The sequence below is a fragment of the Micromonospora sp. NPDC020750 genome, from assembly GCF_044334565.1.
Taxonomy (GTDB): domain Bacteria; phylum Actinomycetota; class Actinomycetes; order Mycobacteriales; family Micromonosporaceae; genus Micromonospora.
On record NZ_JBIRTH010000012.1, the window covers coordinates 50,333 to 74,331 of the forward strand.

General features: G+C 72.5%; 24 protein-coding genes. 15 read left to right on the forward strand and 9 right to left on the reverse strand.

Annotated elements, in window-relative coordinates; all coding sequences use genetic code 11:
- Positions 1-50: 50 nt before the first annotated feature.
- Positions 51-764 (reverse strand): tryptophan 2,3-dioxygenase family protein, encoded by a 714-nt coding sequence (locus ACH4T9_RS28595; RefSeq protein WP_396674335.1) that lies wholly within the window; start codon positions 762-764, stop codon positions 51-53.
- A gap of 272 nt (positions 765-1,036) precedes the next feature.
- On the opposite strand from ACH4T9_RS28595, the gene ACH4T9_RS28600 reads away from it, so the two are divergent.
- Entirely contained in the window at positions 1,037-1,969 is a 933-nt protein-coding gene (locus tag ACH4T9_RS28600; protein WP_396674334.1) for a diacylglycerol kinase, read from the forward strand.
- Positions 1,970-2,032: 63 nt separating this feature from the next.
- On the opposite strand, the gene ACH4T9_RS28605 is transcribed toward ACH4T9_RS28600, so the two are convergent.
- Complete coding sequence (locus ACH4T9_RS28605) at positions 2,033-2,758, reverse strand: HAD family hydrolase (protein WP_396674403.1); 726 nt, start codon at positions 2,756-2,758, stop codon at positions 2,033-2,035.
- A gap of 131 nt (positions 2,759-2,889) precedes the next feature.
- Between ACH4T9_RS28605 and ACH4T9_RS28610 the strand changes: the two genes are divergently transcribed.
- On the forward strand, positions 2,890-5,691 hold the full coding sequence (locus ACH4T9_RS28610; protein ID WP_396674333.1) for a DEAD/DEAH box helicase: 2,802 nt from the start codon (positions 2,890-2,892) through the stop codon (positions 5,689-5,691).
- 52 nt (positions 5,692-5,743) lie between these two features.
- Here the strand turns inward: ACH4T9_RS28610 and ACH4T9_RS28615 are convergent, their stop codons facing one another.
- From ACH4T9_RS28615 to ACH4T9_RS28625, 3 genes are all read right to left on the reverse strand, one after another.
- A complete protein-coding gene (locus ACH4T9_RS28615) occupies positions 5,744-6,643 on the reverse strand; it encodes a 5'-3' exonuclease H3TH domain-containing protein (protein ID WP_396674401.1) in 900 nt (299 codons plus the stop codon).
- A 70-nt stretch (positions 6,644-6,713) separates the two neighbouring features.
- The gene (locus ACH4T9_RS28620; RefSeq protein ID WP_396674331.1) at positions 6,714-6,941 is read right to left on the reverse strand and encodes a hypothetical protein; all 228 of its coding nucleotides are present in this window, start codon (positions 6,939-6,941) and stop codon (positions 6,714-6,716) included.
- 264 nt (positions 6,942-7,205) lie between these two features.
- Entirely contained in the window at positions 7,206-7,955 is a 750-nt protein-coding gene (locus tag ACH4T9_RS28625; RefSeq protein ID WP_396674329.1) for a Clp protease N-terminal domain-containing protein, read from the reverse strand.
- Positions 7,956-8,173: 218 nt separating this feature from the next.
- On the opposite strand from ACH4T9_RS28625, the gene ACH4T9_RS28630 reads away from it, so the two are divergent.
- The 4 genes from ACH4T9_RS28630 to ACH4T9_RS28645 are packed head-to-tail and all read left to right on the forward strand — an operon-like array spanning position 8,174 to position 11,216.
- Positions 8,174-9,289, forward strand: coding sequence for a M24 family metallopeptidase (locus ACH4T9_RS28630; RefSeq protein ID WP_396674327.1), 1,116 nt, complete (start codon positions 8,174-8,176; stop codon positions 9,287-9,289).
- Positions 9,286-10,428, forward strand: a complete 1,143-nt coding sequence (locus ACH4T9_RS28635) for an acyl-CoA dehydrogenase family protein (protein WP_396674325.1) — start codon at positions 9,286-9,288, stop codon at positions 10,426-10,428. The genes ACH4T9_RS28630 and ACH4T9_RS28635 overlap by 4 nt, the downstream gene beginning before the upstream one ends.
- Positions 10,429-10,437: 9 nt before the next feature.
- Positions 10,438-10,653, forward strand: a complete 216-nt coding sequence (locus tag ACH4T9_RS28640) for a DUF433 domain-containing protein (protein ID WP_396674323.1) — start codon at positions 10,438-10,440, stop codon at positions 10,651-10,653.
- A 59-nt stretch (positions 10,654-10,712) separates the two neighbouring features.
- A complete protein-coding gene (locus ACH4T9_RS28645; protein ID WP_396674321.1) occupies positions 10,713-11,216 on the forward strand; it encodes an Lrp/AsnC family transcriptional regulator in 504 nt (167 codons plus the stop codon).
- Here ACH4T9_RS28645 and ACH4T9_RS28650 read toward each other — a convergent pair.
- Complete coding sequence (locus ACH4T9_RS28650; protein WP_396674319.1) at positions 11,149-11,757, reverse strand: histidine phosphatase family protein; 609 nt, start codon at positions 11,755-11,757, stop codon at positions 11,149-11,151. The two genes, ACH4T9_RS28645 and ACH4T9_RS28650, sit on opposite strands and share 68 nt — an antisense overlap.
- Positions 11,758-11,927: 170 nt before the next feature.
- On the opposite strand from ACH4T9_RS28650, the gene ACH4T9_RS28655 reads away from it, so the two are divergent.
- Positions 11,928-12,122, forward strand: coding sequence for a CsbD family protein (locus ACH4T9_RS28655; RefSeq protein WP_396674318.1), 195 nt, complete (start codon positions 11,928-11,930; stop codon positions 12,120-12,122).
- A 115-nt stretch (positions 12,123-12,237) separates the two neighbouring features.
- Here ACH4T9_RS28655 and ACH4T9_RS28660 read toward each other — a convergent pair whose 3' ends face one another.
- Both ACH4T9_RS28660 and ACH4T9_RS28665 read right to left on the reverse strand, forming a co-directional pair.
- Positions 12,238-12,798, reverse strand: coding sequence for a vitamin K epoxide reductase family protein (locus ACH4T9_RS28660; RefSeq protein ID WP_396674400.1), 561 nt, complete (start codon positions 12,796-12,798; stop codon positions 12,238-12,240).
- Positions 12,799-12,893: 95 nt separating this feature from the next.
- Positions 12,894-13,535, reverse strand: coding sequence for a DsbA family protein (locus ACH4T9_RS28665; protein WP_396674399.1), 642 nt, complete (start codon positions 13,533-13,535; stop codon positions 12,894-12,896).
- A 370-nt stretch (positions 13,536-13,905) separates the two neighbouring features.
- On the opposite strand from ACH4T9_RS28665, the gene ACH4T9_RS28670 reads away from it, so the two are divergent.
- Both ACH4T9_RS28670 and ACH4T9_RS28675 read left to right on the forward strand, forming a co-directional pair.
- The gene (locus ACH4T9_RS28670) at positions 13,906-14,235 is read left to right on the forward strand and encodes an ArsR/SmtB family transcription factor (protein WP_396674316.1); all 330 of its coding nucleotides are present in this window, start codon (positions 13,906-13,908) and stop codon (positions 14,233-14,235) included.
- The gene (locus ACH4T9_RS28675; protein WP_396674315.1) at positions 14,235-14,969 is read left to right on the forward strand and encodes a cation transporter; all 735 of its coding nucleotides are present in this window, start codon (positions 14,235-14,237) and stop codon (positions 14,967-14,969) included. The genes ACH4T9_RS28670 and ACH4T9_RS28675 overlap by 1 nt, the downstream gene beginning before the upstream one ends.
- Before the next feature lie 223 nt (positions 14,970-15,192).
- Here the strand turns inward: ACH4T9_RS28675 and ACH4T9_RS28680 are convergent, their stop codons facing one another.
- Positions 15,193-16,599 carry a KamA family radical SAM protein gene (locus ACH4T9_RS28680; protein WP_396674314.1) on the reverse strand — a complete coding sequence of 469 codons (1,407 nt, stop codon included), beginning with the start codon at positions 16,597-16,599 and terminating at the stop codon, positions 15,193-15,195.
- 156 nt (positions 16,600-16,755) lie between these two features.
- Here ACH4T9_RS28680 and ACH4T9_RS28685 point away from each other — a divergent pair, with 156 nt between their 5' ends.
- The 6 genes from ACH4T9_RS28685 (at position 16,756) to ACH4T9_RS28710 (ending at position 23,503) form a co-directional block, all read left to right on the forward strand.
- Positions 16,756-17,805, forward strand: a complete 1,050-nt coding sequence (locus ACH4T9_RS28685; protein WP_396674397.1) for a zinc-binding alcohol dehydrogenase — start codon at positions 16,756-16,758, stop codon at positions 17,803-17,805.
- A gap of 5 nt (positions 17,806-17,810) precedes the next feature.
- Positions 17,811-19,397, forward strand: a complete 1,587-nt coding sequence (locus ACH4T9_RS28690) for an amidohydrolase (RefSeq protein WP_396674312.1) — start codon at positions 17,811-17,813, stop codon at positions 19,395-19,397.
- Positions 19,398-19,471: 74 nt separating this feature from the next.
- Positions 19,472-21,031, forward strand: coding sequence for a lysine 5,6-aminomutase subunit alpha (locus ACH4T9_RS28695; protein WP_396674395.1), 1,560 nt, complete (start codon positions 19,472-19,474; stop codon positions 21,029-21,031).
- Positions 21,028-21,780: an OAM dimerization domain-containing protein gene (locus ACH4T9_RS28700; RefSeq protein WP_396674310.1), complete on the forward strand. Its 753-nt coding sequence runs from the start codon at positions 21,028-21,030 to the stop codon at positions 21,778-21,780. Before ACH4T9_RS28695 ends, ACH4T9_RS28700 begins: the two co-directional genes overlap by 4 nt.
- Complete coding sequence (locus ACH4T9_RS28705; RefSeq protein WP_387024127.1) at positions 21,777-22,169, forward strand: hotdog domain-containing protein; 393 nt, start codon at positions 21,777-21,779, stop codon at positions 22,167-22,169. Before ACH4T9_RS28700 ends, ACH4T9_RS28705 begins: the two co-directional genes overlap by 4 nt.
- Complete coding sequence (locus tag ACH4T9_RS28710; protein ID WP_396674309.1) at positions 22,166-23,503, forward strand: glutamate mutase L; 1,338 nt, start codon at positions 22,166-22,168, stop codon at positions 23,501-23,503. The genes ACH4T9_RS28705 and ACH4T9_RS28710 overlap by 4 nt, the downstream gene beginning before the upstream one ends.
- The last annotated feature ends 496 nt before the right edge of the window (positions 23,504-23,999 follow it).

Below are 23,999 nucleotides of genomic sequence, written 5' to 3' on the forward strand. Positions count from 1 at the left end.
GTAAAACACGGACGGTGACGTTTCGGCGAATTTCGGTCCGGCGGGATTCTTCAGGGCCGATCCGGGTGGAAAATGCCCTCGGCCGGCGTGGCGGGGGCGACGCGTGCCTGCCACAGTTCCGGGAAGAACCGGTGGTCGATCAGCCTGGCGAGCATGTTGGCCGGGCTGCCCTCGGTGCCGGCGACGCCGTGGCCGCCGACCCGGATCGCGGCCTGGTAGTGCCGCACCCGCCAGAACGCGACCCGCTCGTCCCACTCGACCATGGCCTCGGCCAGCCGGTGCGCCGGGTCCGTCGGGTCCGCCCGGAGCAGCCGCGACAGGTCGGTCCCGCGTCGTGCGAGGTGGTCGGTGAAGGCCCGGTCGAGCTTCCGGCTCCCGGCCTGCACCCCGCGCCAGCCGGGCGACTCGGCGCCGGATCCGGTGCCGAGCGCCGGTTGCATCGCCTGGAAGGCCGCCGGGGGCAGGTGCCGGAACATCTCCAGTTGGTCGGTGACCAGCCGCACCCCGAGCGTCGCCCTGGCCAGTAGCGGTTCCGCCGCCGCAGGCTCGTCGGCGGCCACCCGGGCGCCCGCCTCGGCCAGCTCGGCCCCCGCCAGCTTCAGCCACAGCTCGGTTGACTGGTGTACCACCTGGAAGAGCAGTTCGTCGCGGTGGATCATCTGCTCCGGGGGGCGCTGGAGCTCCAGCAGCTCGTCCGTGCGCATGTAACGCGCGTAGTCGGTGGCGCCGTCGCCCGGCAGCACGGGTGAATGGTCCCGCTTCACGGAATAGCTTCCCTTCGATCGGTGTCGGTGACCCCGCACCCGACCCGAGGTGGATCGACGGCAGCCATTATTGAACGACGAATGGCAATGTGTCACGCCCTGGTGGCAGACCGTCCCGCAGCGCCACCAATGGGTCCGTCTCCGCTGTTTTCATGGCAATTCCCGCGTCGTTTAGCACGGCAATCCACCGTAGTCAATCCCTGGCGCGCCCGGCGGATTCCGGGCAGGCAGGAAGATGATCGCGGTGCCCGCCCGGCGGTACGGTGCTCGCCGTGACCGCTGTCGACCGCACCGCCCCCGGCCCGCACCCCGAGGGCCCCGTCGCCGTGCTCGCCAACCCGACGGCCGGCCGCGGGCGGCACCGGGGACTGCTGCCCGGCCTGCTGGAGCGGTTGGCCCGGGCGGGCCGGCCGGTGCGCCTGCTGGAGGCGTACACGGCCGACCAGGCGGAACGGGCGTGCCACGCGGCGCTGGCCGACGGGATCGCCGCCCTGGTGACGGTGGGCGGGGACGGGACCGTGCACCGTGGACTGCAGGCGGTCGCCGCGACGACCGTGCCGTTCGGGGTGGTGCCGGCCGGCACCGGCAACGACTTCGCCGCCGACACCGGCTTCCCCACCGACCCGCTCGCCGCCGCGGATGCGATCGCCGACGCCCTGCGGGCCGGCCGGACCAGCCCGGTCGACCTGGCCCGGATGACCCGGCCGGACGGCCCGCCCCGCTGGTACGGGGCGGTGCTCGCCGCCGGGTTCGACGCGATCGTCAACGAGCGGGCCAACCGGATGCGCCACCCGCGCGGCCCCCGCCGGTACGACCTGGCGATCCTGGTCGAGCTGGCCCGGCTACGCCCCCGCCGGTACACGCTGCGCCTCGACGGCGAGCCGTTGCAGGTCGACGCGGTACTGGTCGCGGTCGGCAACTGCGCCAGCTACGGCGGTGGGATGCGGATCTGCCCGGACGCGAACCCGACCGACGGGCTGCTCGACGTGGTGGTCGGCGGCCGGTTCGACCGGCGCACCCTGGTCCGGGTGAAGCCGCGCATCTACCGGGGCACCCACGTCCAGCATCCGCTGGTGAGCAGCCACCGGGCCCGGACGGTGGAACTGGCCGCCGAGGGCATCACCACGTACGCCGACGGGGAGCGCGCCCTCGACCTGCCGGTGACCGTCACCGCCGTCCCGGGCGCGGTCCGGCTGCTGCGGTGACCAGGGGTGAGCCGAAGGCCCCGCCGACCGGACACCCCGCGCCGTCAGTGGCCCCCGGGCGGGTCAGGTCGGCAGGGCCAGCCCGAGCACCGAACCCAGCCCGTTGAGTCGGCCCGGCTCGGCCTCGGGCAGCACCAGCGCCGCGCAGCCGGCCCGCACCGCCCCGGCGTCGGCCGCGGTGTCGCCCACCATCAGCGCCCGTTCCGGGTCCACCCCGAGCATCCCGCAGGCCCGCCAGAAGATCCCCGGGTCCGGCTTGCAGCGCCCCACCTCGTACGACAGGGCGTACGCGTCGATCAGCCCGTCGAGCCCCCAGGCGGCGAAGAACGGCCGGATGTCGAAGCCGATGTTGCTGACCACCGCCACCTTCACCCCGGCCTCCCGCAGCGCCGCCAGGGTCGGCGCGGTGTCCGGGTACGGCACCCAGCCCTCGGGCACCAGCACCCGGTCGTAGAGCGCGTCGGCCAGCCCGTCGATCCCGGCGTCCACGGTCGCCGCCAGCCCCGTGTACGCGGCCCGGTGGGCGTGCGGGTAGAGGTCCCGGTCGGCCCACAGTTCGGCCAGCGCCGGCGGCACCCGGGCAGGCAGCGGCCCGCCCGCCCGGCCCGCCGTGAGCAGCCGGTCGGCCAGGCCGGTGGCCCGGGCCCGGTCCAGGGTCGCCCCGCAGGCCGCCGCGGCGGCCTGCACCCAGTCGTGCGGCTCCTCCACCTGGGCGAGGGTGCCGTGGAAGTCGAACAGCACCGCCTCCACGGGCCGGCGGGACGCCTGGGCGCTGGCGGCGGCGTCGATGCCGCGCGGCGGGGTCGGGCGGGGCGGTTCGGCATGGTCCGGCACGCCGTGCACCCTACCGACCGCCCCGGACGCCGGTGTCGGACGGCCTTGACAGGTGGTCCCGCGACGCACGCATTAATCTTGACGACATGTCGAGTCCCGCCGAGCGGTACGCCGCGGCCCGCCGCCGGGCCGCGCAGGCCTCACAGTTTCCGGCGCTGGACGAGTTCGCCCCTGACCTGGGGTTCGATCTCGACGACTTCCAACGGGAGGCGTGTCAGGCTTTGGAACGGGGCAGCGGGGTGTTGGTCTGCGCCCCCACCGGCGCCGGCAAGACGGTGGTCGGCGAGTTCGCCGTACACCTGGCCCTGCGCGGCGGCCCCGCCCAGCCGGCGGGCGCCGACGGCGCCGACGCGGCGCCCACCCGGCGCAAGTGCTTCTACACCACCCCGATCAAGGCGCTGTCCAACCAGAAGTACCACGACCTGGTGCACCGCTACGGGGTCGAGCAGGTCGGCCTGCTCACCGGCGACAACGCCATCAACGGGGACGCCCCGGTGGTGGTGATGACCACCGAGGTGCTGCGCAACATGCTCTACGCCGGCTCGGCCACCCTCGATGGCCTGGCCTACGTGGTCATGGACGAGGTGCACTACCTCGCGGACCGGTTCCGCGGCGGCGTGTGGGAGGAGGTGATCATCCACCTGCCCGCCTCGGTCACCCTGGTCTCGCTGTCCGCGACCGTCTCCAACGCCGAGGAGTTCGCCGACTGGCTGGTCACCGTGCGCGGCGAGACGACGGTGGTGGTCAGCGAGCACCGGCCGGTGCCGCTGTGGCAGCACATGCTGGTCGGCAAGCGGATGTTCGACCTGTTCCACGACGCCGACGCCGCCCGCAAGCACGATGTGCACCCGGAGCTGCTGCGCTACACCCGCGACACGATGCGCCGGCTGGAGCTCGGCGAGGGGCGCAGCGCAGGCCCCGGCGCCGGGCGGCGCGGCCCCCGCTGGCGCGGCCCGCTGCGCCCCGACATCGTCGACCGGCTCGACCGGGAGGGGCTGCTCCCGGCGATCCTGTTCCTCTTCAGCCGCGCCGGCTGCGCCGCCGCCGTGCAGCAGTGCCTCGCCGCCGGCCTGCGGCTGACCTCACCCGAGGAACGCACCGAGATCCGCCGGGTCGTCGAGAGCCGGGTCACCGCCATTCCCGGCGAGGACCTGACGGTCCTGGGCTACTGGGAGTGGCTCGACGGTCTGGAGCGCGGGCTGGCCTCCCACCACGCCGGCATGCTTCCGGTGTTCAAGGAGATCGTCGAGGAGCTGTTCGTCCGGGGCCTGGTCAAGGCGGTCTTCGCCACCGAGACGCTCGCCCTGGGCATCAACATGCCGGCCCGCTGCGTCGTGCTGGAGCGCCTGGTCAAGTACAACGGCGAGGCGCACGTCGACCTCACCCCGGGGGAGTACACCCAGCTCACCGGCCGGGCCGGCCGCCGGGGCATCGACGTGGAGGGGCACGCGGTCGTCGTCTGGTCCCCGGAGACCGACCCCCGGCACGTCGCCGGCCTGGCCTCCACCCGCACCTACCCGCTGCGCTCCAGCTTCCGCCCGTCCTACAACATGTCCGTCAACCTCGTCGGCTCCGTCGGCGCGGAGCCGGCCCGGGTGCTGCTGGAGTCCTCGTTCGCCCAGTTCCAGGCGGACCGGTCGGTGGTCGGCCTGGCCCGCCAGGTGCAGCGCAACACCGAGACCATCGACGCGTACGGCGTGGAGGCCGGCTGCCACCACGGCGACTTCGACGAGTACTTCGCCCTGCGGGTGGCCATCGCCGACCGGGAACGCGCCGTGGCCCGGCAGGGCCAGCAGCAGCGCAAGGCCGCGGCGGTGGAGTCGCTGGAGCGGCTGCGCGTCGGCGACGTGATCCGGGTGCCGTCCGGCCGGCGCGCCGGCCTCGCGGTGGTGCTCGACCCGGCCACCGGCGGGTTCGGCGAGCCCCGCCCGCTGGTGCTCACCCAGGACCGCTGGGCCGGCCGGGTCGGCCCCGGCGACTTCACCACCCCGGCCGAGGTGCTTGCCCGCATCCGGGTGCCCAAGCATTTCAACCACCGTTCCCCGGGGGCCCGCCGAGACCTCGCCGCCGAGGTCAGCGGCACCGGGCTGGACCGGCACGGCGGTCGCCGTGGCGGCCGGTCCCGGCAGGGCGCCGGCGAGGACCACGCGATCAGCCAGCTCCGCTCCGAGCTGCGCCGGCACCCCTGCCACGACTGCCCGGACCGGGAGGAACACGCCCGCTGGGCCGAGCGCCGCCGCCGGCTGGAGCGCGACACCGAGGAGCTGCGCCAGCGGGTGGCCGGTCGCACCGGCTCGCTGGCCCGCACGTTCGACCGGATCGTCGCGCTGCTCACCGCGCGCGGCTATCTGTCCGCCGACGGTGCGGTCACCGACGCCGGTCGGATGCTCGGCCGGATCTGGACCGAGGCCGACCTGCTGGTCGCCGAGTGTCTGCGCCGGGGCGTCTGGGACGGCCTGTCGCCGTCGGAGCTGGCCGCCGCGGTCTCGGTGGTGGTCTTCGAGGCCCGCCGGGACGTCGACGAGCGGGCGTCGCTGCCCCGTGGGCCGGTCGCCGATGCCGTCGAGGAGACGCTGAAGCTGTGGGGGGAGATCGAGGCCGACGAGGCCGCCCGGGGCCTCACGGTCACCCGCGAGCCGGACCTCGGCTTCGCCTGGCCGGTCTACCGCTGGGCGCGGGGCGAGGCGCTGGCGAAGGTACTGGCCAGCGGCCACGAGATCGACGGCGAGATGCCGGCCGGGGACTTCGTCCGCTGGGCCCGGCAGGTGGTCGACCTGCTCGGCCAGCTCGCCGACTCCGGCGGGGCGTCCACCGAGCTGCGGGCCACCGCCCGACAGGCCATCGCCGCGGTGAACCGGGGTGTCCTGGCCTACCACGCCACCGCCTGATCATCACCGGTGCGGCCGGCGGGGCCCACGGCCCGGCCGGCCGTCGGTGGGGTCAGCCCTGGGCAGCCAGGGCGTCGACGAGCCGGCGGCAGGACCCGGCGAGGTTCCACCGCTCGGCCAGCTCCAGCAGCCGGTCCGGGGCCACCGGCGACGGCGGCAGCGCGGTCGGCAGCTCCGGCAGCGGCACGTCCAGCGCGACCCGCACCACCTTGGGCGCGACGGCCAGGTAGTCCCGGGCGGCGTCGAGTTTCGCCCGCAGGCCGGAGGCGAATCCGGAGTCGGGGTCGTCGAGGGCGGCGACGATGCCGTCGAGGTCGCCGTACCGGTCGATCAGCCGGGCCGCGGTCTTCTCCCCGACGCCCGCCACCCCGGGCAGTCCGTCGCTCGGGTCGCCGCGCAGGGCCGCGAAGTCGGCGTACCGGTCGGCGGGCACCCCGTAGCGGGACCGCACCGCCGCGTCGTCGCAGTCCTCCAGCTTCGCCACGCCACGCCCCACGTAGAGCAGCCGCACCCCGCGCTCGTCGTCGACGAGCTGGAACAGGTCCCGGTCGCCGGAGACCACCTCCACCGGGGCCGGCTGGGTCACCGACAACGTGCCCAGCACGTCGTCGGCCTCGTAGCCGGCGGCGCCGACGGTGGTGATGCCGATCGCCGCCAGCACGTCGAGGATCACCGGCACCTGCGGGGTGAGGGTGTCCGGCACCACCTCGCCGCCCTCCGGGGCCAGCCGGTGCGCCTTGTACGACGGCAGCAGCGCCACCCGCCAGTCCGGCCGCCAGTCGTGGTCCATCGCGCAGACCATCCGGTCGGGACGGCGGGTGCGGATCAGCGTGGCGAGCATGTCGAGGAAGCCGCGTACGGCGTTGACCGGGGTGCCGTCCTGGGCCTTCGCCGCGGACTCGGGGATGCCGAAGTAGGCCCGGAAGTAGAGGCTGGGGGCGTCGATCAGCATGATCGGGGGTCGGTGTGCCACGCCGGACAGCCTGGCACAGCGGTCCGACGATCCGGGTACGACGCGACGGTCAGCGCGGCTCGTCGTGTCGGTAGAGGGTCTCCCGGCGGGCCAGCCGCTGCACCGCGTAGCTCGCGACCAGCAGGACGATCGCGACGACCGCCTCCAGCCACGCCACCGCGCCGTCGGCGACTGTCAGGCCGATGGCCAGCAGCGCCAGCCCGGCCACCGCGAGGATGCCGGCCCAGAGCAGCCGACGGCGCCGCCGCGCGCCCCGTTCCCGCTCGCCGTCCGCCACCCGCGCCGCCCGCCCTCCGCTCGTCGCCGCCCGCCGCACTGGTGCCGGCGTAGCTCCAGGCTAGCCAGGCGGCGACCCGCTCCGGGCGGCTTCGCCCGGAGCCCACCGGCCGGCGCGCCGGTCACCACCGGTCGAACCAGTCGCGGACGCCCTCGACGTCGCCCGCGCCGAGGTCGACCATCAACGCGACCTGGTGTCCTTGGTGGCCGGCAGCAACACGCGTGGTGCCCACAGGTCTGCTCCGTGTCGTGGGGGCGTCGGGCGTCATCGGGGTGCGTCGAGGCGGCGCTCCAGCGTCTCGACGCGGGCGACGAGCGGCTGGAGCTGCTGGTGCACCGCGGCGACCAGCGCCTGCGTCGGGTCGGTCCCGCCGCCGGCGGCGGGGGCCTGGGCGCGCAGGTACATGTAGCCGGCGAGGGCCGCCGTCACGGCCCGGCGCACCAGCCGGGGCTCGCCGCCCAGCGTCCGCAGCACCTGCCCGGCGGTGCCGTCGGGCTCGGCGGCCAGGCCCACCAGCAGGTGCTCGCAGCCGACGTAGTTGTGCCCCATCGCGATCGCCTCGGTCGCTGTGATCTCCAGCGCCGAGGCGGCGGTGCGACTGAAGTGGATCGAGGACGGGGCGTCGGTCGCCTCCGCCGCGTTGCCCGGGCGCCGGTCCAGGTCGCGCTGGACCAGGGCGGGATCGATCTCCATCGCCTGGAGCACGTGCAGCGCCAGGTTTTCGCCCTCGGCGAGTATGCCGGCCAGCAGATCGCCGGTGCCCACCGACGCCGCGTCGGCCACCCGGGCCCGGGCGATGGCCAGCTTGACGACGGTGCGGGCGCGGGCGGTGAACCTCGGCAGTCGCTCGGCCAGGTCGTCGGCCTCCAGGCCCGCGAGCGCGACCTGCCGGATGGCGGTGACCTGGCGGACCGCCTGTTCCAGGGCGCGCTGACAGATCGCGGACACCGGGACGCCGCTGTCGCGCACCGCGCCGGCCAGGTCGTCGGGCAGGTAGACATTGATCTTCGGCATTGCCGCCTCCGCCGGGGTTATCAAGGGGTTATGTAGTAGTTATACCCCCGCCGGGGGTATCTTCACAAGCGTTTGCCTCCCCACGATTCACCCCCTGTGGCAAGCGGATGCCCGGCTCTGTGGCCCGCCGCCGCGCCGGTGCGGGTGCGGCCGTTGCGGCCCGGCCGCCGACCGAACCGGGTGTCCGGCGGTTGCCAAACGACCGTTAAGCTGAGCGCGTGGGAATCGACGAGCTGTACCCAGCCGGGCGGCTGGCCGCCGCGCAGCGCGCCACCGCCGCCGCCGGCCTCGACGCGCTGCTGCTCACCCCCGGCTCGGACCTGCGCTACCTCACCGGCTACGACGCCCACGCGGGGGAGCGGCTGACCTGCCTGGTGCTGCCCGCCCGGGGCGAGCCGACGCTGATCGTGCCCACCCTGGAACGTCCCGCCGCCGAGGCGTCCCCCGCCCCGGCCACCGGCGTGCGGATCGTCGACCATCCCGACGGCGCCGACCCGTACCCCCTGGTGGCCGCCGCCCTCGACGGGCCGGTCGCGGCCGTCGGCCTGGCCGACCGGATGTGGGCCGAGCAGGTCCTCGCCCTGCGGGCCCTGCTGCCCGACGCCACCCAGCGCCTCGCCGGTGAGGTGCTGCGCGAGTTGCGCATTTGTAAGTCCCCGGCCGAGGTCGCCGCCCTGGCCGAGGCCGGCGCCGCCATCGACGCCGTGCACCTGCGGATGGACCGGTGGCTGCGCCCCGGCCGCACCGAGGCCGAGGTGGCCGGCGACATCGCCGCCGCGATCCGCGCCGCCGGCCACGTCACCGTCGACTTCGTCATCGTCGCCGCCGGCCCCAACGGCGCCAGCCCGCACCACGGCACCTCCGACCGGCCGATCGGCGCCGGCGAGCCGGTGGTGGTCGACATCGGCGGCACCATGCCGTCGGGCTACCGCTCCGACTGCACCCGCACGTACGTCGCCGGCGGCCCGCCCCCGGCCGAGTTCACCGACTACTACGCGGTGCTGCACGCCGCCCAGGCCGCGGCCGTCGCCGCCGTCCGCCCCGGCGTCACCGCCGAGGCCGTCGACGCCGCCGCCCGCGACCTGATCACCGCGGCCGGGTACGGCCCGGCGTTCCTGCACCGCACCGGCCACGGCATCGGCCTGGACGGCCACGAGGACCCGTACGTGGTCGCCGGCAACCCCCGGCCGCTGGAACCCGGCATGGCGTTCTCCGTCGAGCCGGGCATCTACCTCGCGGCCCGCCACGGCGCCCGCATCGAGGACATCGTCGTCTGCACGACGGACGGCGTGGCCCGGCTCAACACCACCCCCACGGAGCTCATCGCGCTATGACTGTCGACCGGATCCTGCCCACCGACGAGGCCCACGACCTGCTCGACCTGGCCACCGAACTCGCCGACCGGGAACTCGCGCCCCGGGCCGCCGGATTCGAGCAGCGCGCCGAGTTCCCCCGCGAGGTGCTGCGCACCCTCGGCCGTGCGGGCCTGCTCGGCCTGCCGTACCCCGAGGAGCACGGCGGCGCCGCCCAGCCGTACGAGGTCTACCTCCAGGTGCTGGAGATCCTCGCCAGCCGGTGGCTCGCCGCCGCCGAGGCGGTCAGCGTGCACACCCTGTCCTGCTACCCGGTCGCCCAGTTCGGCACCGACGCCCAGCGCAAACTGCTGCCCGACATGCTCGGCGGCGAACTGCTCGGCGCGTACTGCCTGTCGGAGCCCCAGGGAGGCTCGGACGCGGCGGCGCTGACCACCCGCGCCACCCGAGACGGTGACGCGTACGTGGTGACCGGCACCAAGGCGTGGATCACCCACGCCCGGGTCGCGGACTTCTACAACATCTTCTGCCGCACCGGCGGGCCCGGCCCGAAGGGCATCTCCTGCCTGCTCGCCGACCGCGACACCCCCGGCATCATCCCCCAGGCCCCCGAGCGGACCATGGGCCTGCACTCGTCCCCGGTGGCCCAGATCGCCTTCGACGATGCCCGCGTCCCCGCCGGCCGGCTGATCGGCGGGGAGGGGGCCGGCTTCACCATCGCCATGTCCGCCCTGGACTCCGGCCGGCTCGGCATCGCCGCGTGCGCCGTGGGCCTGGCCCAGGCCGCCCTCGACTACGCGGTCGGCTACGCCCGGGAGCGGCAGCAGTTCGGCCGGGCGATCGTCGACTTCCAGGGCCTCGGGTTCATGCTGGCCGACGCGGCCACCCAGATCTCCGCCGCCCGCGCCCTCACGCTGCACGCGGCCCGGCTGCGCGACGCCGGCCGGCCGTACTCGATCGAGGCGGCGAAGGCGAAGCTGTTCGCCAGCGACATGGCGATGCGGGTGACCACCGACGCGGTGCAGGTGCTCGGCGGCGCCGGTTACGTGGTCGACCACCCGGTCGAGCGGTACCTGCGGGAGGCCAAGGTGCTCCAGATCGTGGAGGGCACCAACCAGATCCAGCGGCTGGTCATCTCCCGCGACCTGGCCAGAGGCTAGCCTGGTCCGATGGTCTTCGAGCGGATCACCGTCGACCCCGACGTCATGGGCGGCGCGCCCTGCGTGCGCCAGTCCCGGGTGCCGGTCGCCACGGTCCTGGCCATGATGGCCGACGGGATGAGTGCCACGGACATCCTCACCGACCTGCCGTTCCTGGACGAGGAGGACATGACCGAGGTGCTGCACTACGCGGCGGACGCGGTACGCGACCGAACGGCACGCTGAGCGCGCCCCCGGCCGGCCCCTCGTCGCGGGTGAGCGCGACTACGGGTAGGTTGCACGCCGTGGAGGACATCGACCGGGCCATCGTCGCGGCGCTGACCGCCGACGGGCGGCTGTCGTACACGGTTCTGGCGGAGAAGGTCGGCCTGTCGGTGTCCGCGGTGCACCAGCGGGTCCGCCGGCTTGAGCAGCGCGGGGTGATCAAGGGGTACGCCGCCAGGGTGTCCTTCGAGGCGCTGGACCTGCCGCTGACGGCCTTCGTGGCGATCCGGCCGTTCGACCCGTCACAGCCGGACGACGCCCCGGAGCGGCTGGCCCACCTGCCGGAGATCGACTCCTGCTACTCGGTGGCGGGGGAGGACTTCTACCTGCTGCTGGTACGGGTGGCCAGCCCGGCGGACCTGGAGCGGGTGCTCCAGGAGATCCGCACGGCCGCGAACGTCACCACCCGAACCACGGTCGTCCTGTCCACCCCGTACGAGAACCGGCCGCCGAAGATCAGTGGCGACCCGCCGACGCGTCGGCCCCGGGCGGCGGGGGAGTCGACTGGTTCCACCGCTGGATGACCCGCCGTCCGTGCTCGTGGCCGAGCACGCTGACCGTGGCCGTGTCCAGCCGTAGCCGCCCGCCGGCGGCCGGCGGCAGCCCGATCCACCGGGCGCCGAGCACCCGCAGGCTGTGCGCGTGGCCGACCAGGGCGACGTCGCCGGAGTCGAGCAGGGCGGCGACGCGGCCGAGCACCCGGTCCAGCCGCTCGCCGACCTCGGTGGGGGACTCCCCGCCCGGGCAGCCGTCGGTCCAGATGTCCCAGCCCGGTCGGTCGGCCTGGATGTCGGCGGTGGTCCGGCCCTCGTACTCGCCGTAGTTCCATTCGGCCAGCTCGGGGTCGGTGTCGTCGACGGTCAGCCCGGCCAGCCGCGCGGTGCGCAGCGCCCGCGTTCGGGGGCTGGACAGCACCCGGTTGAACCGCCGGCCGTCGAGGAAGGCGCCCAGCGTGCGGGCCTGCCGCTCGCCGTCGGGGGTGAGGTCCAGGTCGGTGTACGAGGTGTGCCGGCGGTTGGCGCTCCACTCGGTCTCGCCGTGCCGGACGAGCATGATCTCTCCCATCCGCCCAGTCAACCAGGCCCACCCGCGGTCACCCCACTTCACCTAGCCTCCTAGGATGCCCTACGGATTGTGCCCCGCACCGAGTGAGGTTTCCGGCGCGGGCCGACCGGGCATGCCTGATGACAGGAGGCCACACGGCCCCGGAACCGCCGGAGCAGAGGGAGTCCGAGATGAGCTTCACCGACAAGGCGAAGAACAAGGCCCAGGAGCTGACCGGCGCCGCCAAGGAGCGGATCGGCGCCGCCACCGACAACGAGCGGATGCGGGCCGAGGGCGCCACCGAACAGAGCGACGCGCGGGCCCGGCAGGCGGGCGAGCATGTCAAGGACGCCGGCCGGGACGTGCGGGACGCGTTCACGAAGTGACCTGACCGCGGCGGGCCCGGAGGGGGATTCCCTCCGGGCCCGCCGTCTTCATGTCCGGGGATGCCTACGGAGCGGGGGCGCTTTGGCGGTGCGGGATCGCGTTGGTCAGCGTCGGTCAGATGAGGGTGCGCCAGTAGGTCCAGAACCGCACGCCGATCAGCGCGGTGAAGGCCAGCAGCCAGAGGGTCGGGATGGCGCTGTGCACCCGTAGGGCGGCGTCTGTGATGCGGCGGGGGGCGGGCAGCCGGCCGTCCTGCAGGTTGTAGAGGGTGGTGTAGCTGAACAGCACGATCATGACGGCCCACACGACCATGCAGTACGGGCAGAGCGCGCCGATGCGGTACAAACTCTGGAAGAACAGCCAGTGCACGAACGCGATGCCGAACAGCGTGCCGGCCTGCATGCCGAGCCACCACCAGCGGGGCAACTGGAGCCGGGCGAGCACGGCGATGCCGGTGGCGGCGACGACGGGGAAGGTGGCCAGGCCGACGAGCGGGTTGGGAAACCCGAACACCTCGGCCTGGCCGGTGGTCATGATCGATCCGCAGGACAGAATCGGGTTGATGGAACAGCTGGGCACGTAGGCGGGGTTCTTCAGCAGGGCGATCTTCTCGACGGTGAGCACGAACGCCGCGAGGGCGCCGACCAGGCCGCCGATGGTCAGGATCCAGCCCATCAGTCCGTCGCTGAGGATTCGAGGTGCGGCAGCGTCGGCGTCCGGGTGGGGGACCGGTCCGGTCTCCTGGTCGGCGCCGTGGGCCTGGGCCAGGTTCACGAGGCGAGGGAGGTGTCGATCGAGGCTTTCAGGCCGGCGTAGGTGGGCGAGCCGGTGTACCTCTCACCGTTGATGAAGAACGTCGGGGTGCCCTGCACGCCGAGGTTCTCGCCGTCGGTGGCGTCGGCCTTGACCCGGGCATCGACGTCGGCACTGGCCACGTCGGCCTTGAACTTGGCCATGTCGAGGCCCAACTCCCGCGCGTAGCCCTCGAAGACGGCGGCCTGCGACTGCTGGTTGTGCCCCCAGGCGTTCTGGGTGTCGAACAGGGTCTTGTACATCTGTTCGAACTTGCCCTGCCGGGCGGCGGCCTCGGCGGCGTGCGCGGCGTTGAAGGCGTTGGGGTGGCTGGCGATGGGGAAGTAGCGCACCACGTAGGTGATCCGATCGCCGTACTCGGCGCGCAGCTTCTCCACACCGGGGTAGGCGGCCAGGCACGACTCGCACTCGAAGTCGAGGAACTCCACCACGGTGGTCTTGCCGTCCGTGGCAGTGGACAGGCGGTGGCTGTCGGGGCGCACGAGCGCCTCAGACGCCACGGTGGTGGGCGTGCTGTCCCGGTTGACCACGACGATTCCGATGAGCACGGCCAGGGCGGCGGCCAGCACGCCGAGGGTGACCTTCAGGTTGGTGCTCATGCCGGTGCGGACCGGGCGCGCGGCCTTGCCGGCGTTCGCCTTGCCGCTCGCGACGGCTCCTGCACCCGGCTCGGCCTGCGCCGCCCGGCTGCTGTCGGCAGCCGGGGAACCGGCGGGCCGCGCCGCTCCCGCTGTGATGCCTTTGGCGGTGCGCTTGCGCGCCTTGGCGTTGTTCGCCGGCATGACACCCTCACCTGTTGTCCAGCGCGCGCGAGCGCGTCCCGTCCATGAGCCCGTCCGCGAAGATACAGCTCCGGCTTTATTCATTGCTGGATGAATCCTGAGTCTTTGCTGTGGAGGGCGACGAGGGGGCTGAGCTGCCCAGGGGCGGGATGTTCCGTCAGTACATTGTCCGGTGTACTTTCGGGGGGTGGAGACATTGACGCACGGGCAGGTGCTGGCCCGCTTCGGCCACGCCCTGTCGGATCCGACGCGGGCGCGGCTACTGCTGGCACTGCGCGAAGGGCCGGGCTATCCGGCGGAGCTGGCCGAGCTGCTGGGCACGACCCGGCAGAACCTGTCCAACCACTTGGCCTGCCTGCGCGGCTGCGGCCTGGTGGTGGCAGTGCCCCAGGGCCGGCGCACCCGCTACGAGCTCGCCGACGCGCGGATGGGGCACGCGCTGGGTGATCTTCTCGGGCTCGTCCTCGCGGTCGACCCGGCCGCGTGCCCGGATTCCGGGGAGAAGGGCTGCTGCTGATGAGCCTGCCGTTGATGCAACTGGCCCCGGCGGGGCCGACGTCGGCGCGGCGGGCGGTGCTGGCCCGTCGGGTGCGCTGGTTCGTGGCCGCGACGATCACTTACAACGTGATCGAGGCCGTCGTGGCGATCACCGCCGGAACGATCGCCTCGTCGACCGCGTTGATCGGCTTCGGCCTGGACTCGATCATTGAGGTGGCGTCGGCGGCCGCGGTGGCGTGGCAGTTCGCCGGCCGCGATCCCGAGGCCCGCGAGAAGGTCGCGCTGCGCATCATCGCGCTGTCGTTCTTCGCCCTGGCGGCCTACGTCGCCGTCGAATCGACGCGGGCCCTGATCGGCGGGGCCGAGGCCGACCACTCCAGCATCGGCCTAGCCCTGGCCGCGCTGTCGCTTCTGGTCATGCCGGTGCTGTCCTACGCGCAACGTCGCGCCGGCCGCGAACTCGGCTCGCGATCAGCCGTGGCCGACTCCAAGCAGACCCTGCTGTGCACCTACCTGTCCGCAGTGGTGCTGGTCGGGCTGGCCGTGAACAGCCTTTTCGGCTGGTCGTGGGCCGACCCGATCGCCGCCCTGGTCATCGCCGTGGTCGCAGTGAGGGAAGGCCGGGAGGCGTGGCGGGGCGACACCTGCTGCGCCGTGCCAGCGCCACTGTCCGCCCCCCAGCAGGCCGGCGCACCCGGCGATGCGCGCGGGTGCCAGCCGGGATGCTCCTGCTGCGCCGCGGACAGCAAGTGATCCTCCGCCGGATGCCGGCGACCGTACGGGCCGCATCGATGCGGAGCTGCAGACCGCCGCCGTAGCGTCAGCTTCTCGCCCCGCAGGCGACCCCTCGGCCCCGCCAACCCCATGACAACTAGTGTCCTAGGACGCCTCACCAACGGAGACCCGTCCCACCAAAACCGAAACCAGCCAGCCCCGGCTAATGCCGGGGCTGGCTGGGCGGACCGAGGACCGAAGGTCAGTCGTCGTGGTGCTCGCGCCACCACTGCTGGCCGGAGGCGGGGAGCGTGTCGATCGGGTCGTAGTAGGCGTAGCGCTTGTTGAGCGCTTCGAGGTCGGCCGACTCGATGGAGGTGCGGTAGTTCTTCGTCCAGTACGAGATGCCGCGCTCACGGTCGTACTCGGTGAGCATGTGCACCCAGCGCTTGCCGACGAACGGGACGTCGCAGACGATCCGCGGGGTGGCGTAGCCGGGCAGGTAGCCCATGATGTCGTGCTGGAGCTGCTGGGCGTGCCAGACGGGGACCCGCCAGTGCTCGGCGTTGGGGATCATGTCGCACATGTAGAAGTAGTACGGCAGGATGCCGGCCTCACCCTGGAGCGCGAAACAGAGGTCGAGCAGGTCGGGGGCGGTGGCGTTGACGCCGCGCATGAGCACGCCCTGGTTGCGTACGTCCCGCACGCCGACGTCGAGGGCGGTCTGGGCGGCCCGGGCGACCAGCGGGGTGATCGACTGGGCGTGGTTGACGTGGGTGTGGATGGCCAGGTTGACGCCGCGGCGGGCGGCGGTGCGGGCGACCCGTTCCAGGCCCTCGACGACGTCGGGCTGGAGCCAGTGCTGGGGCAGGCCCATGAGGGCCTTGGTGGCGAGCCGGATGTCGCGGACGGTGTCCAGTTCCAGCAGCCGCATCAGGTACGACTCGAGGTTGCGCCACGGCACGTTGGCCACGTCGCCGCCGGAGACGACGACGTCACGGACGCCGGTGTGGGCCTTGAGGTAGGCGATGTGGGCGTCGTACCGGTCGACGGGCTTGAGGGTGAGCTTGAGTTTGTCGACGGTGGGGGTGGAGTTGCCGACGAGGTCCATCCGGGTGCAGTGCCCGCAGTACTGGGGGCAGGTGGAGAGCAGTTCGGCGAGGACCTTGGTGGGGTAGCGGTGGGTGAGGCCCTCGGCGACCCACATGTCGTGTTCGTGCAGGGAGTCGCGGCTGGCGTAGGGGTGGGAGGGCCAGTCGGTGCGCCGGTCGGACGCCACGGGGAGCATGTAGCGCCGGATCGGGTCGGCGAGGAGCGCCTCGGTGGTCATCGGCGCGAACGGAACCATGGTGTTGATCATTTGTGGGGGCACCAGCATGGACATGGTGGCCAGGGCCTTCTGGTCGGCCTCGAGGTCGGCGTAGAAGGACTCGTCGACGGTGTCGCCGAGGACGGTGCGGAGCTGCTTGATGTTCTTGACGCAGTTGACGCGCTGCCACTGGGCGTTCTCCCACTGCTCGCGGGTGACGTGGCGCCAGCCGGGGAAGCGGGTCCAGTCGGGTTCGACCAGGGGGCTGCGGCGGTATTCGTACGGCTGCCCGGCGGTCGGTACGGCGACCGGGGCGTGACGGGGTTGAGGGATGGTCTCAACCGGTTGGGTCTGGGTCACGGCCCCTCCTCGGTGCGTGGTGCGGATGATCAGCAGGCCGTAGGCTACTGGAAAATATCCGGTGAAGAAATTAGTCTGCCGTAAGTTTTCCCGCGACGCGAGTCCTGGCCAGGGCTTCGGGCGGTTGGACAGGGGGAGGTCGGCGTGACGTCACCGGTGGGTCTGCACCGCGTTGTCGAACCGGCGGGGGTGCTGCCGCAGGCGGCATGGCGGCTGGACGCCAGTGCGACGATCGCGCCGAACGAGGTGCGTATCAGGGTGGAGCGGCTGAACCTGGACGCGGCGAGTTTCCGGCAGTTGTGGGAGAAGCACGGCGGGGACGGGGAGAAGGTCCGCGCCGAGGTCCTGGAGATCGTTTCCACCCGGGGCAAGATGCAGAACCCGGTGACCGGGTCGGGTGGGATGCTGATCGGCACCGTCGACGAGGCGGGGCGGCGTTCCCCGTTGGGGCTGAAGGCGGGCGACCGGGTGGCGACGCTGGTGTCGCTGACGCTGACCCCGTTGACGATCACCGACGGGCTGGCCCGCTGGGAGGGCCGCAGCGAGCAGGTGCCGTGCGACGGGTACGCGATCCTGTTCGCCCGGTCGATCGCGGCGGTGCTGCCGGCGGATCTGCACCCGGAGTTGTCCCTTGCCGTGCTGGACGTGTGCGGGGCGCCGGCGCTGACCGCGCGGGTGGTCCACGGGCATGTGCGGCGGCGGGAGTGGGAGGGCGATCCGACGCCGGTGAGCGTGGCGGTGATCGGTGGGGCGGGCAAGAGCGGGTCGCTGTCGTTGGCGGCGGCGCGTCGGGCGGGCGCGGGTCGTACGGTCGGGGTGGTGCCGGTGGCGGCGGAGCGGGACGCCCTGGTGGCGGCGGGTCTGGCCACGGAGGTGGCGTTGGCCGACGCGCGGGATCCGGTGGCGTTGTCGACGGCGGTGACGACGGCGCTGGGGGTGCCGGCGGACGTGACGGTGGTGTGCGTGGACGTGCCGGGTTGTGAGCATGGTGCGGTGTTGGCCACGGCTGACGGCGGGACAGTGATCTTCTTTTCGATGGCGACGAGTTTCGCTGCCGCCGCGTTGGGCGCGGAGGGGCTGGCTGCGGACGTGACGATGCTGGTGGGCAACGGGTACGTGCCGGGGCACGCGGAGCTGGCGTTGGGGTTGTTGCGGTCCGAGCCGGGGGTGCGTGGTCTCTTCGAGGCGCGGTTGGCGGCAGACTGAGAGCCATGACGAACCCCTCGACGACGCGCCCGGTGACGTTGTACCGCGGTGGCGTGCTGCATTGTCCGGCGGATCCGGGTGCCACGGCGTTGCTGGTGCGGGACGGGCGGATCGCCTGGTTGGGGGTCGACGCGGACGCGCCGGTGGCGGACCGGGTGGTGGATCTGGGCGGGGCGTTGGTGACGCCGGCGTTCGTGGACGCGCATGTGCATGCCACGGACACGGGGTTGGCGTTGTCGGGGCTGGACCTGTCGGGGGTGCGGTCGGCGGGTGGGTTGTTGGACGCCGTGGCCGGGTTCGCGGCGGGTCTGCCGGCGGATGCGGTGGTGCTGGGGCATGGCTGGGACGAGTCGGGTTGGGTGGAGAAGGCGTTGCCTGGTGCGGCCGGGTTGGGGCGGGCGGCTGGGGGGCGGCGGGTGTATCTGTCGCAGGCGTCGATTCATTCGGCGTTGGTGTCGGAGGCGATGTTGGTGGCGTGTCCGGAGGCGGCCGGGGCGTCGGGGTTCGACGCGTCGGGGTGGTTGCGGCGGGACGCGCACCATGTGGTGCGGGCGGCGGCGCTGGCGTCGGTGAGTCGGGAGCAGCGGGTGGCAGCGCAGCGGGTGGCGTTGGCGCATGCGGCGTCGTTGGGGATCGCGGCGGTGCACGAGTGTGGTGGGCCGGAGATTTCCGGCGAGGAGGACTTCACGGGGTTGTTGGCGTTGTCGGGTGCGGGGTTGCCGGAGGTGTACGGGTACTGGGGTGAGTTGGGTGGTGCGGCGCGGGCGCGGGAGTTGGGTGCGGTGGGTGCGGGTGGGGATCTGTTTGCGGACGGGGCGTTGGGGTCGCGGACGGCGCACGTGTCGGGGGTGTACCTGGATGGTGAGCCGGGGGCGTGTGGGCACGGGTATGTGAGCGCGGAGCAGGTGCGTGATCATTTGTTGGACTGTGCGGCGCACGGCATGCAGGGCGGGTTCCACGCGATCGGGGATGCGGCGATCTCGACGGTGTTGGAGGGGTTCGCGGGGGCGGCGGAGAGGTTGGGTGTGGATCGGGTGCGGGCGGCGCGGCACCGGGTGGAGCATGCGGAGATCATGAGTAGGCGGTTGATCGCGGGGTTTGTGGAGTTCGGGGTTGTGGCGAGTGTGCAGCCGGCGTTCGACCGGTTGTGGGGTGGGGCGGGTCGGATGTATGAGTCGCGGTTGGGGTTGGGTCGGTCGTTGGAGTCGAATCCGGTGGGTGCGATGCATTCGGTCGGGGTGGCGTTGGCGTTCGGGTCGGATTCGCCGGTGACGCCGCTGGATCCGTGGGGGTCGGTGCGGGCGGCGGTGGCGCATCACAACCCGGTGCAGCGGATGAGTGTGCGGGCGGCGTTCGCGGCGCACACCCGGGGTGGGTGGCGGGCGGTGCACCGCGATGGTGAGGGTGTGTTGGCGTTGGGGGCGGCGGCGACGTTCGCGGTGTGGGCGACGCCGGCGGGGGTGGATCGGGGTCTGCCGGTGTTGCAGGCGTCGGATCCGGAGGCGCGGGGTGCGGAGGATGTGACGCCGTTGCCGGTGTGTCGGCGCACGGTGCTGCGTGGCGAGGTGATCTATGAGGAAGGGTCTGCGTGAGCGAGCGTAGCGAGCGAACCGTTGATGTGGTGCAGGCGCGTGTCGCGTCGTCGTCGAGCGAATTGGGGGGCGGTGTGACGGGGAAGCTTGGCCTGGATCCGGTGCTGGTGGCGCGGGCGCGGGAGTTGGCGCGTCGTGCGGGGCGGCCGGTGGTGGATCTGGCGCGTAGCCATACGACGGTGTCGGTGGAGCGGGCGGTGCTGCGGTTGGCGGGGGTGACGGGTGCGGATCCGGACGGTATTCCGTGGGTGAATCGTCTGGTGGATGCGGTTGTCGCTGATGTGGGGTTGGGGCATGGGGTGGCGTTGCCGGTGTTCGACGCCTTGGTGCGGGAGCAGAGCACTGATGTGACGTTGTTGGCGCAGAAGGCGGCGGCGGGGTCGGTGCGGTTCGCCCTGCCGGCGGGGAGGTCGGCCACGGCGGCGCGGCGGGCCGCGCGTAGGGCGGTGGCTGCGGGGGTGCGGCAGATCGACCGGCGGCGGGTGGAGCGGGATCGGTTGGTGAAGCGGTACGGGGATCCGGTGCAGCGGCCGTGGATCTATCTGATTGTGGCGACGGGTGATATTTACGAGGACATTCCGCAGGCGCAGGCGGCGGCGCGGGCGGGTGCGGATGTGATCGCGGTGATCCGGTCGACGGGGCAGTCGTTGTTGGACTATGTGCCGGAGGGGGCGACGCGGGAGGGGTTCGCGGGGACGTATGCGACGCAGGAGAACTTCCGGTTGATGCGGGCGGCTCTGGATGAGTCGTCGCGGGAGTTGGGTCGGTATGTGCGGTTGACGAACTACGCGTCGGGGTTGTGCATGCCGGAGATGGCGACCTTGGCCGGGTTGGAGCGTCTGGACATGATGCTCAACGATTCGATGTACGGGATTCTGTTCCGCGACATCAACCCGGTGCGGACGTTCGTGGACCAGCGGTTCTCGCGGCAGGTGCACGCGCGGGCGGGAATCATCATCAACACGGGTGAGGACAATTATCTGACCACGGCGGATGCGGTGGATGAGGCGCACACGGTGACGGTGTCGCAGTTGTTGAACGAGTACTTCGCGCATGAGGCGGGGTTGGCGGACTGGCAGTTGGGGTTGGGGCACGCGTTTGAGATCAACCCGGATGTGCCGGAGTCGTTCCGGTTGGAGTTGGCGCACGCGTTGTTGGCGCGGGAGTTGTTCCCGGATGCGCCGTTGAAGTGGATGCCGCCGACGAAGCACATGACAGGGGATGTGTTCCGGGGGAATCTGCTCGACGGGTTCTTCAACCTGGTGGGGGCGATGACGGGGCAGGGGATCCTGCTGGTGGGGATGATGACGGAGGCGGTGGTGACGCCGTGGTTGTCGGATCGGGATATCGCCTTGCAGAACGTGCGGTATGTGCTGGGTGCGGCGGGTGGGTTGCACGAGGATTTCGTGCCGGCGCCGGGTGGGTTCATTCAGCAGCGGGCGAATCGGGTGTTGGGTGAGGCGTTGGATCTGTTGGAGCGTATCGGTGAGCAGTCGTTGTTGACGGCGATCGCCGAGGGCACGTTCGGGATCATGAAGCGGCCGGCGGACCGGGGTAAGGGTCTGTCGGGGGTGGCGGCGCACGAGGGTGACTACTACAACCCGGCGACGGAGATCCTGGAGCAGTCGGCATGACGGAGAAGCAGGTCGTCCGGCCGTACGGGGACACCACCGGCGACGGGATGGTGCAGGTGTCGTTCACGTTGCCGGTGCCGCATGACAAGCGGGCCGAGGGCGCGGCGGTGCAGTTGGCGAACAGGATGGGCATCGACCCGGCGATGTTGGTGCACGCGAAGCCGATGAGTGACGGGTTCACGTTTTTCGTGGTGTATGGGCGGGTGAACCATCTGGTGGACCTGGCGGCGGTGCGGGTGGTGGAGCGGGACTTTCCGCTGCTGTCGGCCAAGGAGGTCAACGCGCTGGTGAAGCAGCGGTTGCGGCGGAAGTTGTCGGTGGTGGGGGCGTGTATCGGCACGGACGCGCACACGGTGGGCATCGACGCGATCCTGAACGTGAAGGGCATCGCCGGGGAGAAGGGTCTGGAGTACTACCGGGAGTTGAAGGTGTCGAACCTGGGGGCCCAGGTGAGTGTGCCGGAGTTGGTGGAGGCGGCGCGGGCGGAGCGGGCCGACGCGGTGTTGGTGTCGCAGGTGGTGACGCAGCGGGACGCGCATCTGCACAACACGCGGGAGATGTCGGCGGCGTTCCGGGAGGCGATGCCGGCGGGCCGGCGTCCGCTGTTGATCGTGGGTGGGCCGCGGTTCGACGAGTCGATGACGGGCGAGTTGGGCGTTGATCGGATTTTCGGGCGGGGCACCACGCCGGGTGAGGTGGCTTCCTATCTGGTGCACGCGTTGGTGACGAGTAAGAAGGCGAAGGCATGAGTGATTCCCGGGTCGGTCTGACGGTGACGCATCGGCGGTATGTGCCGTATTCGCATGCGCATTATGCGGGGAGCCTGGTGGACGGGGCGTACGCGTTGGGGTTGTTCGGTGATGTGGCGACGGAGGTGTGTATCCGTACTGATGGTGATGAGGGGTTGTTCGCGTCGTATTCGGATGTGCAGTTCCGGGCGCCGATGCGGGCGGGGGACGTGTTGGAGGTGACGGCGACGGTGACCCGGGTGGGGACGCGTAGCCGCACGATCGACTTCGAGGCGCGGGTGGTGTGTCGGGGTCGTCCTGACCGGTCGGAGTCGGCGGCGGAGGTGTTGGATCCGGCGGTGGTGGCGGTCACGGCGACCGGCACGGTGGTTGTGCCGGCGTCGGCGTGAGGGTCGCGGTCTGCGCCGACGTCGGGTCGACGTACACGAAGGCCGCGGTGGTGGACCTGGACTCCGGTCGGTTGGTGGCGGCGGGGTCGGCGCCGACGACGGTGGGCAGTGATGTGCTGCGTGGCTTGGACGCGGCGGTGGCGTCGGCGACGGTGGGCGTCGCGGTGGGTGACGCGCCGTGGTACGTGTGTTCGTCGGCCGGTGGTGGGTTGCGGCTGGCGGTGGTCGGCTACGAGCCGCTGGTGACGGCGCAGGCGGGTCGGCGGGTGGGGTTGTCGGCGGGGGCGAACGTGGTGCACGTGGCCGTCGGCCGGTTGGGTGCGGCGGGGTTGGCGGCGTTGCGGGGGGCCCGTCCGGACGTGGTGTTGCTGGTCGGGGGCACCGACGGCGGTGACGAGGAGGTGTTGACGCACAACGCGACCCGGCTGGCGCGGGCGCGGTGGCGGGTGCCGGTGGTGTTGGCCGGCAACGTCGATGTGCGTGACGGGTTGGGTGCGCTGCTGGTGGCGGCGGGGGTGCCGGTGACGGTGGCGGACAATGTGTTGCCGCGGATCGGGGTGCTGGCGCCGGCGTCGGCGCGGGCGGCGATCCGGGAGGTGTTCCTGCGGCACGTCATCGGTGGGAAGCGGTTGTCGCGGGGGCCGCGGTTTGCCCGGTTGGTGCGGGCGGCCACCCCGGACGCGGTGCTGACGGGGGTGGAGGTCCTCGCCGACGCGGTCGGTGGTGATCTGGTGGTGGTGGACGTGGGTGGGGCGACCACGGACGTGTATTCGGTGTTGACGCCGGACGAGCGGGCTGACGGTCCGGGTCGGGAGGTGGCGGGGACGCTGTGGCGGGCCCGGACGGTGGAGGGGGATCTGGGGATGCGGTGGAGCGCCCCGGGGGTGGTGCGGGCGGCGGTGGAGGAGCGGCTGGTCGGCGGCGGTGAGGAGGCCGGGTTGGCGGCGGCGGCGCGGGTGCGGGCGGCGGATCCGGGGTTCCTGCCGGCGGGTGACGCGGAGCGGGCGTTGGATGCGCGGTTCGCGGCGTTGGCGGCGACGGTGGCGGTGCGGCGGCATGCGCGGGGTGGGGCGACGGGGGAGCGTGGGGGGCGGGATCTGCGGGACGTGCGGCTGCTGGTGGGGTCGGGGGGTGTGCTGCGTCACGTCGCGCCGGTGGTGTCGGCGGCGGTGTTGGGGGCGGTGTTGGGTGATCACGCGGGTGGGTGGCCGGTGCCGCGGGATGCCCGGCCGGTGGTGGACGTTGACTATGTGCTGGCCGCGGGTGGGCTGCTGGCGGGGGATCATCCGGTGGCGGCGGGGGCGTTGCTGCGCCGGCACTTCGGGGCGGATTGAGACACGCCGACGCGACACGCCGTGGTGAACGGCACGACTGGCCGTTGGTGGGTTGACAGGGCGTGGGGTGCAGCACGTACCGTCTTTGAGTCCTACTACGGGAAGCGGCTGTTGTTCGCTTCGTCCCTTCGTCCGCTGGCCGAGTGACCTTCGGGTCGCGGCGGCCAGGTCCAGCGGGCGGGGGTCGGCGGGGCGGCGCGAACCGGCCGCGGTTACCGGTGTACGGGCAGGGTGAGGTGCACGGCCAGTAGACAACGGCCAGGCGGGGGCAGCCAGTTTCCCGTCGGGTCGGTCCGAAGGTCGGCGTGCCTGATCCTCGCCCCACCGGCCGGGAAGGGCCTGGGAGCATCGGGGCGCGGCAGCTGCCGCGCCCCGATTTTCGTTTCCGCCCCGGGTGGGCGGTGCCGCGCCGGGTGCCGCGCTGGGACGGGTAGCCTTCGGCGGTGTGATCGCAGGTGAGGTGCCGGTGACGGTTGTCGCGCAGAACCCGTCTGGT

Excerpts from the sequence above, each read along its gene's own strand:
- ACH4T9_RS28660 (WP_396674400.1), bottom strand. The coding sequence starts at position 12,798 with ATGGGCTGGATCCTGACCATCGGCGGCCTGGTCGGCGCCCTCGCGGCG.
- ACH4T9_RS28610 (WP_396674333.1), top strand. The coding sequence starts at position 2,890 with ATGTCGAGTCCCGCCGAGCGGTACGCCGCGGCCCGCCGCCGGGCCGCG.
- ACH4T9_RS28650 (WP_396674319.1), bottom strand. The coding sequence starts at position 11,757 with ATGGGAGAGATCATGCTCGTCCGGCACGGCGAGACCGAGTGGAGCGCC.
- ACH4T9_RS28700 (WP_396674310.1), top strand. The coding sequence starts at position 21,028 with ATGACGGAGAAGCAGGTCGTCCGGCCGTACGGGGACACCACCGGCGAC.
- ACH4T9_RS28655 (WP_396674318.1), top strand. The coding sequence starts at position 11,928 with ATGAGCTTCACCGACAAGGCGAAGAACAAGGCCCAGGAGCTGACCGGC.
- ACH4T9_RS28615 (WP_396674401.1), bottom strand. The coding sequence starts at position 6,643 with ATGCTGATCGACGCCCCCAGCCTCTACTTCCGGGCCTACTTCGGCATC.
- ACH4T9_RS28665 (WP_396674399.1), bottom strand. The coding sequence starts at position 13,535 with ATGAGCACCAACCTGAAGGTCACCCTCGGCGTGCTGGCCGCCGCCCTG.
- ACH4T9_RS28640 (WP_396674323.1), top strand. The coding sequence starts at position 10,438 with ATGGTCTTCGAGCGGATCACCGTCGACCCCGACGTCATGGGCGGCGCG.
- ACH4T9_RS28705 (WP_387024127.1), top strand. The coding sequence starts at position 21,777 with ATGAGTGATTCCCGGGTCGGTCTGACGGTGACGCATCGGCGGTATGTG.
- ACH4T9_RS28675 (WP_396674315.1), top strand. The coding sequence starts at position 14,235 with ATGAGCCTGCCGTTGATGCAACTGGCCCCGGCGGGGCCGACGTCGGCG.
- ACH4T9_RS28625 (WP_396674329.1), bottom strand. The coding sequence starts at position 7,955 with ATGCCGAAGATCAATGTCTACCTGCCCGACGACCTGGCCGGCGCGGTG.
- ACH4T9_RS28690 (WP_396674312.1), top strand. The coding sequence starts at position 17,811 with ATGACGAACCCCTCGACGACGCGCCCGGTGACGTTGTACCGCGGTGGC.
- ACH4T9_RS28635 (WP_396674325.1), top strand. The coding sequence starts at position 9,286 with ATGACTGTCGACCGGATCCTGCCCACCGACGAGGCCCACGACCTGCTC.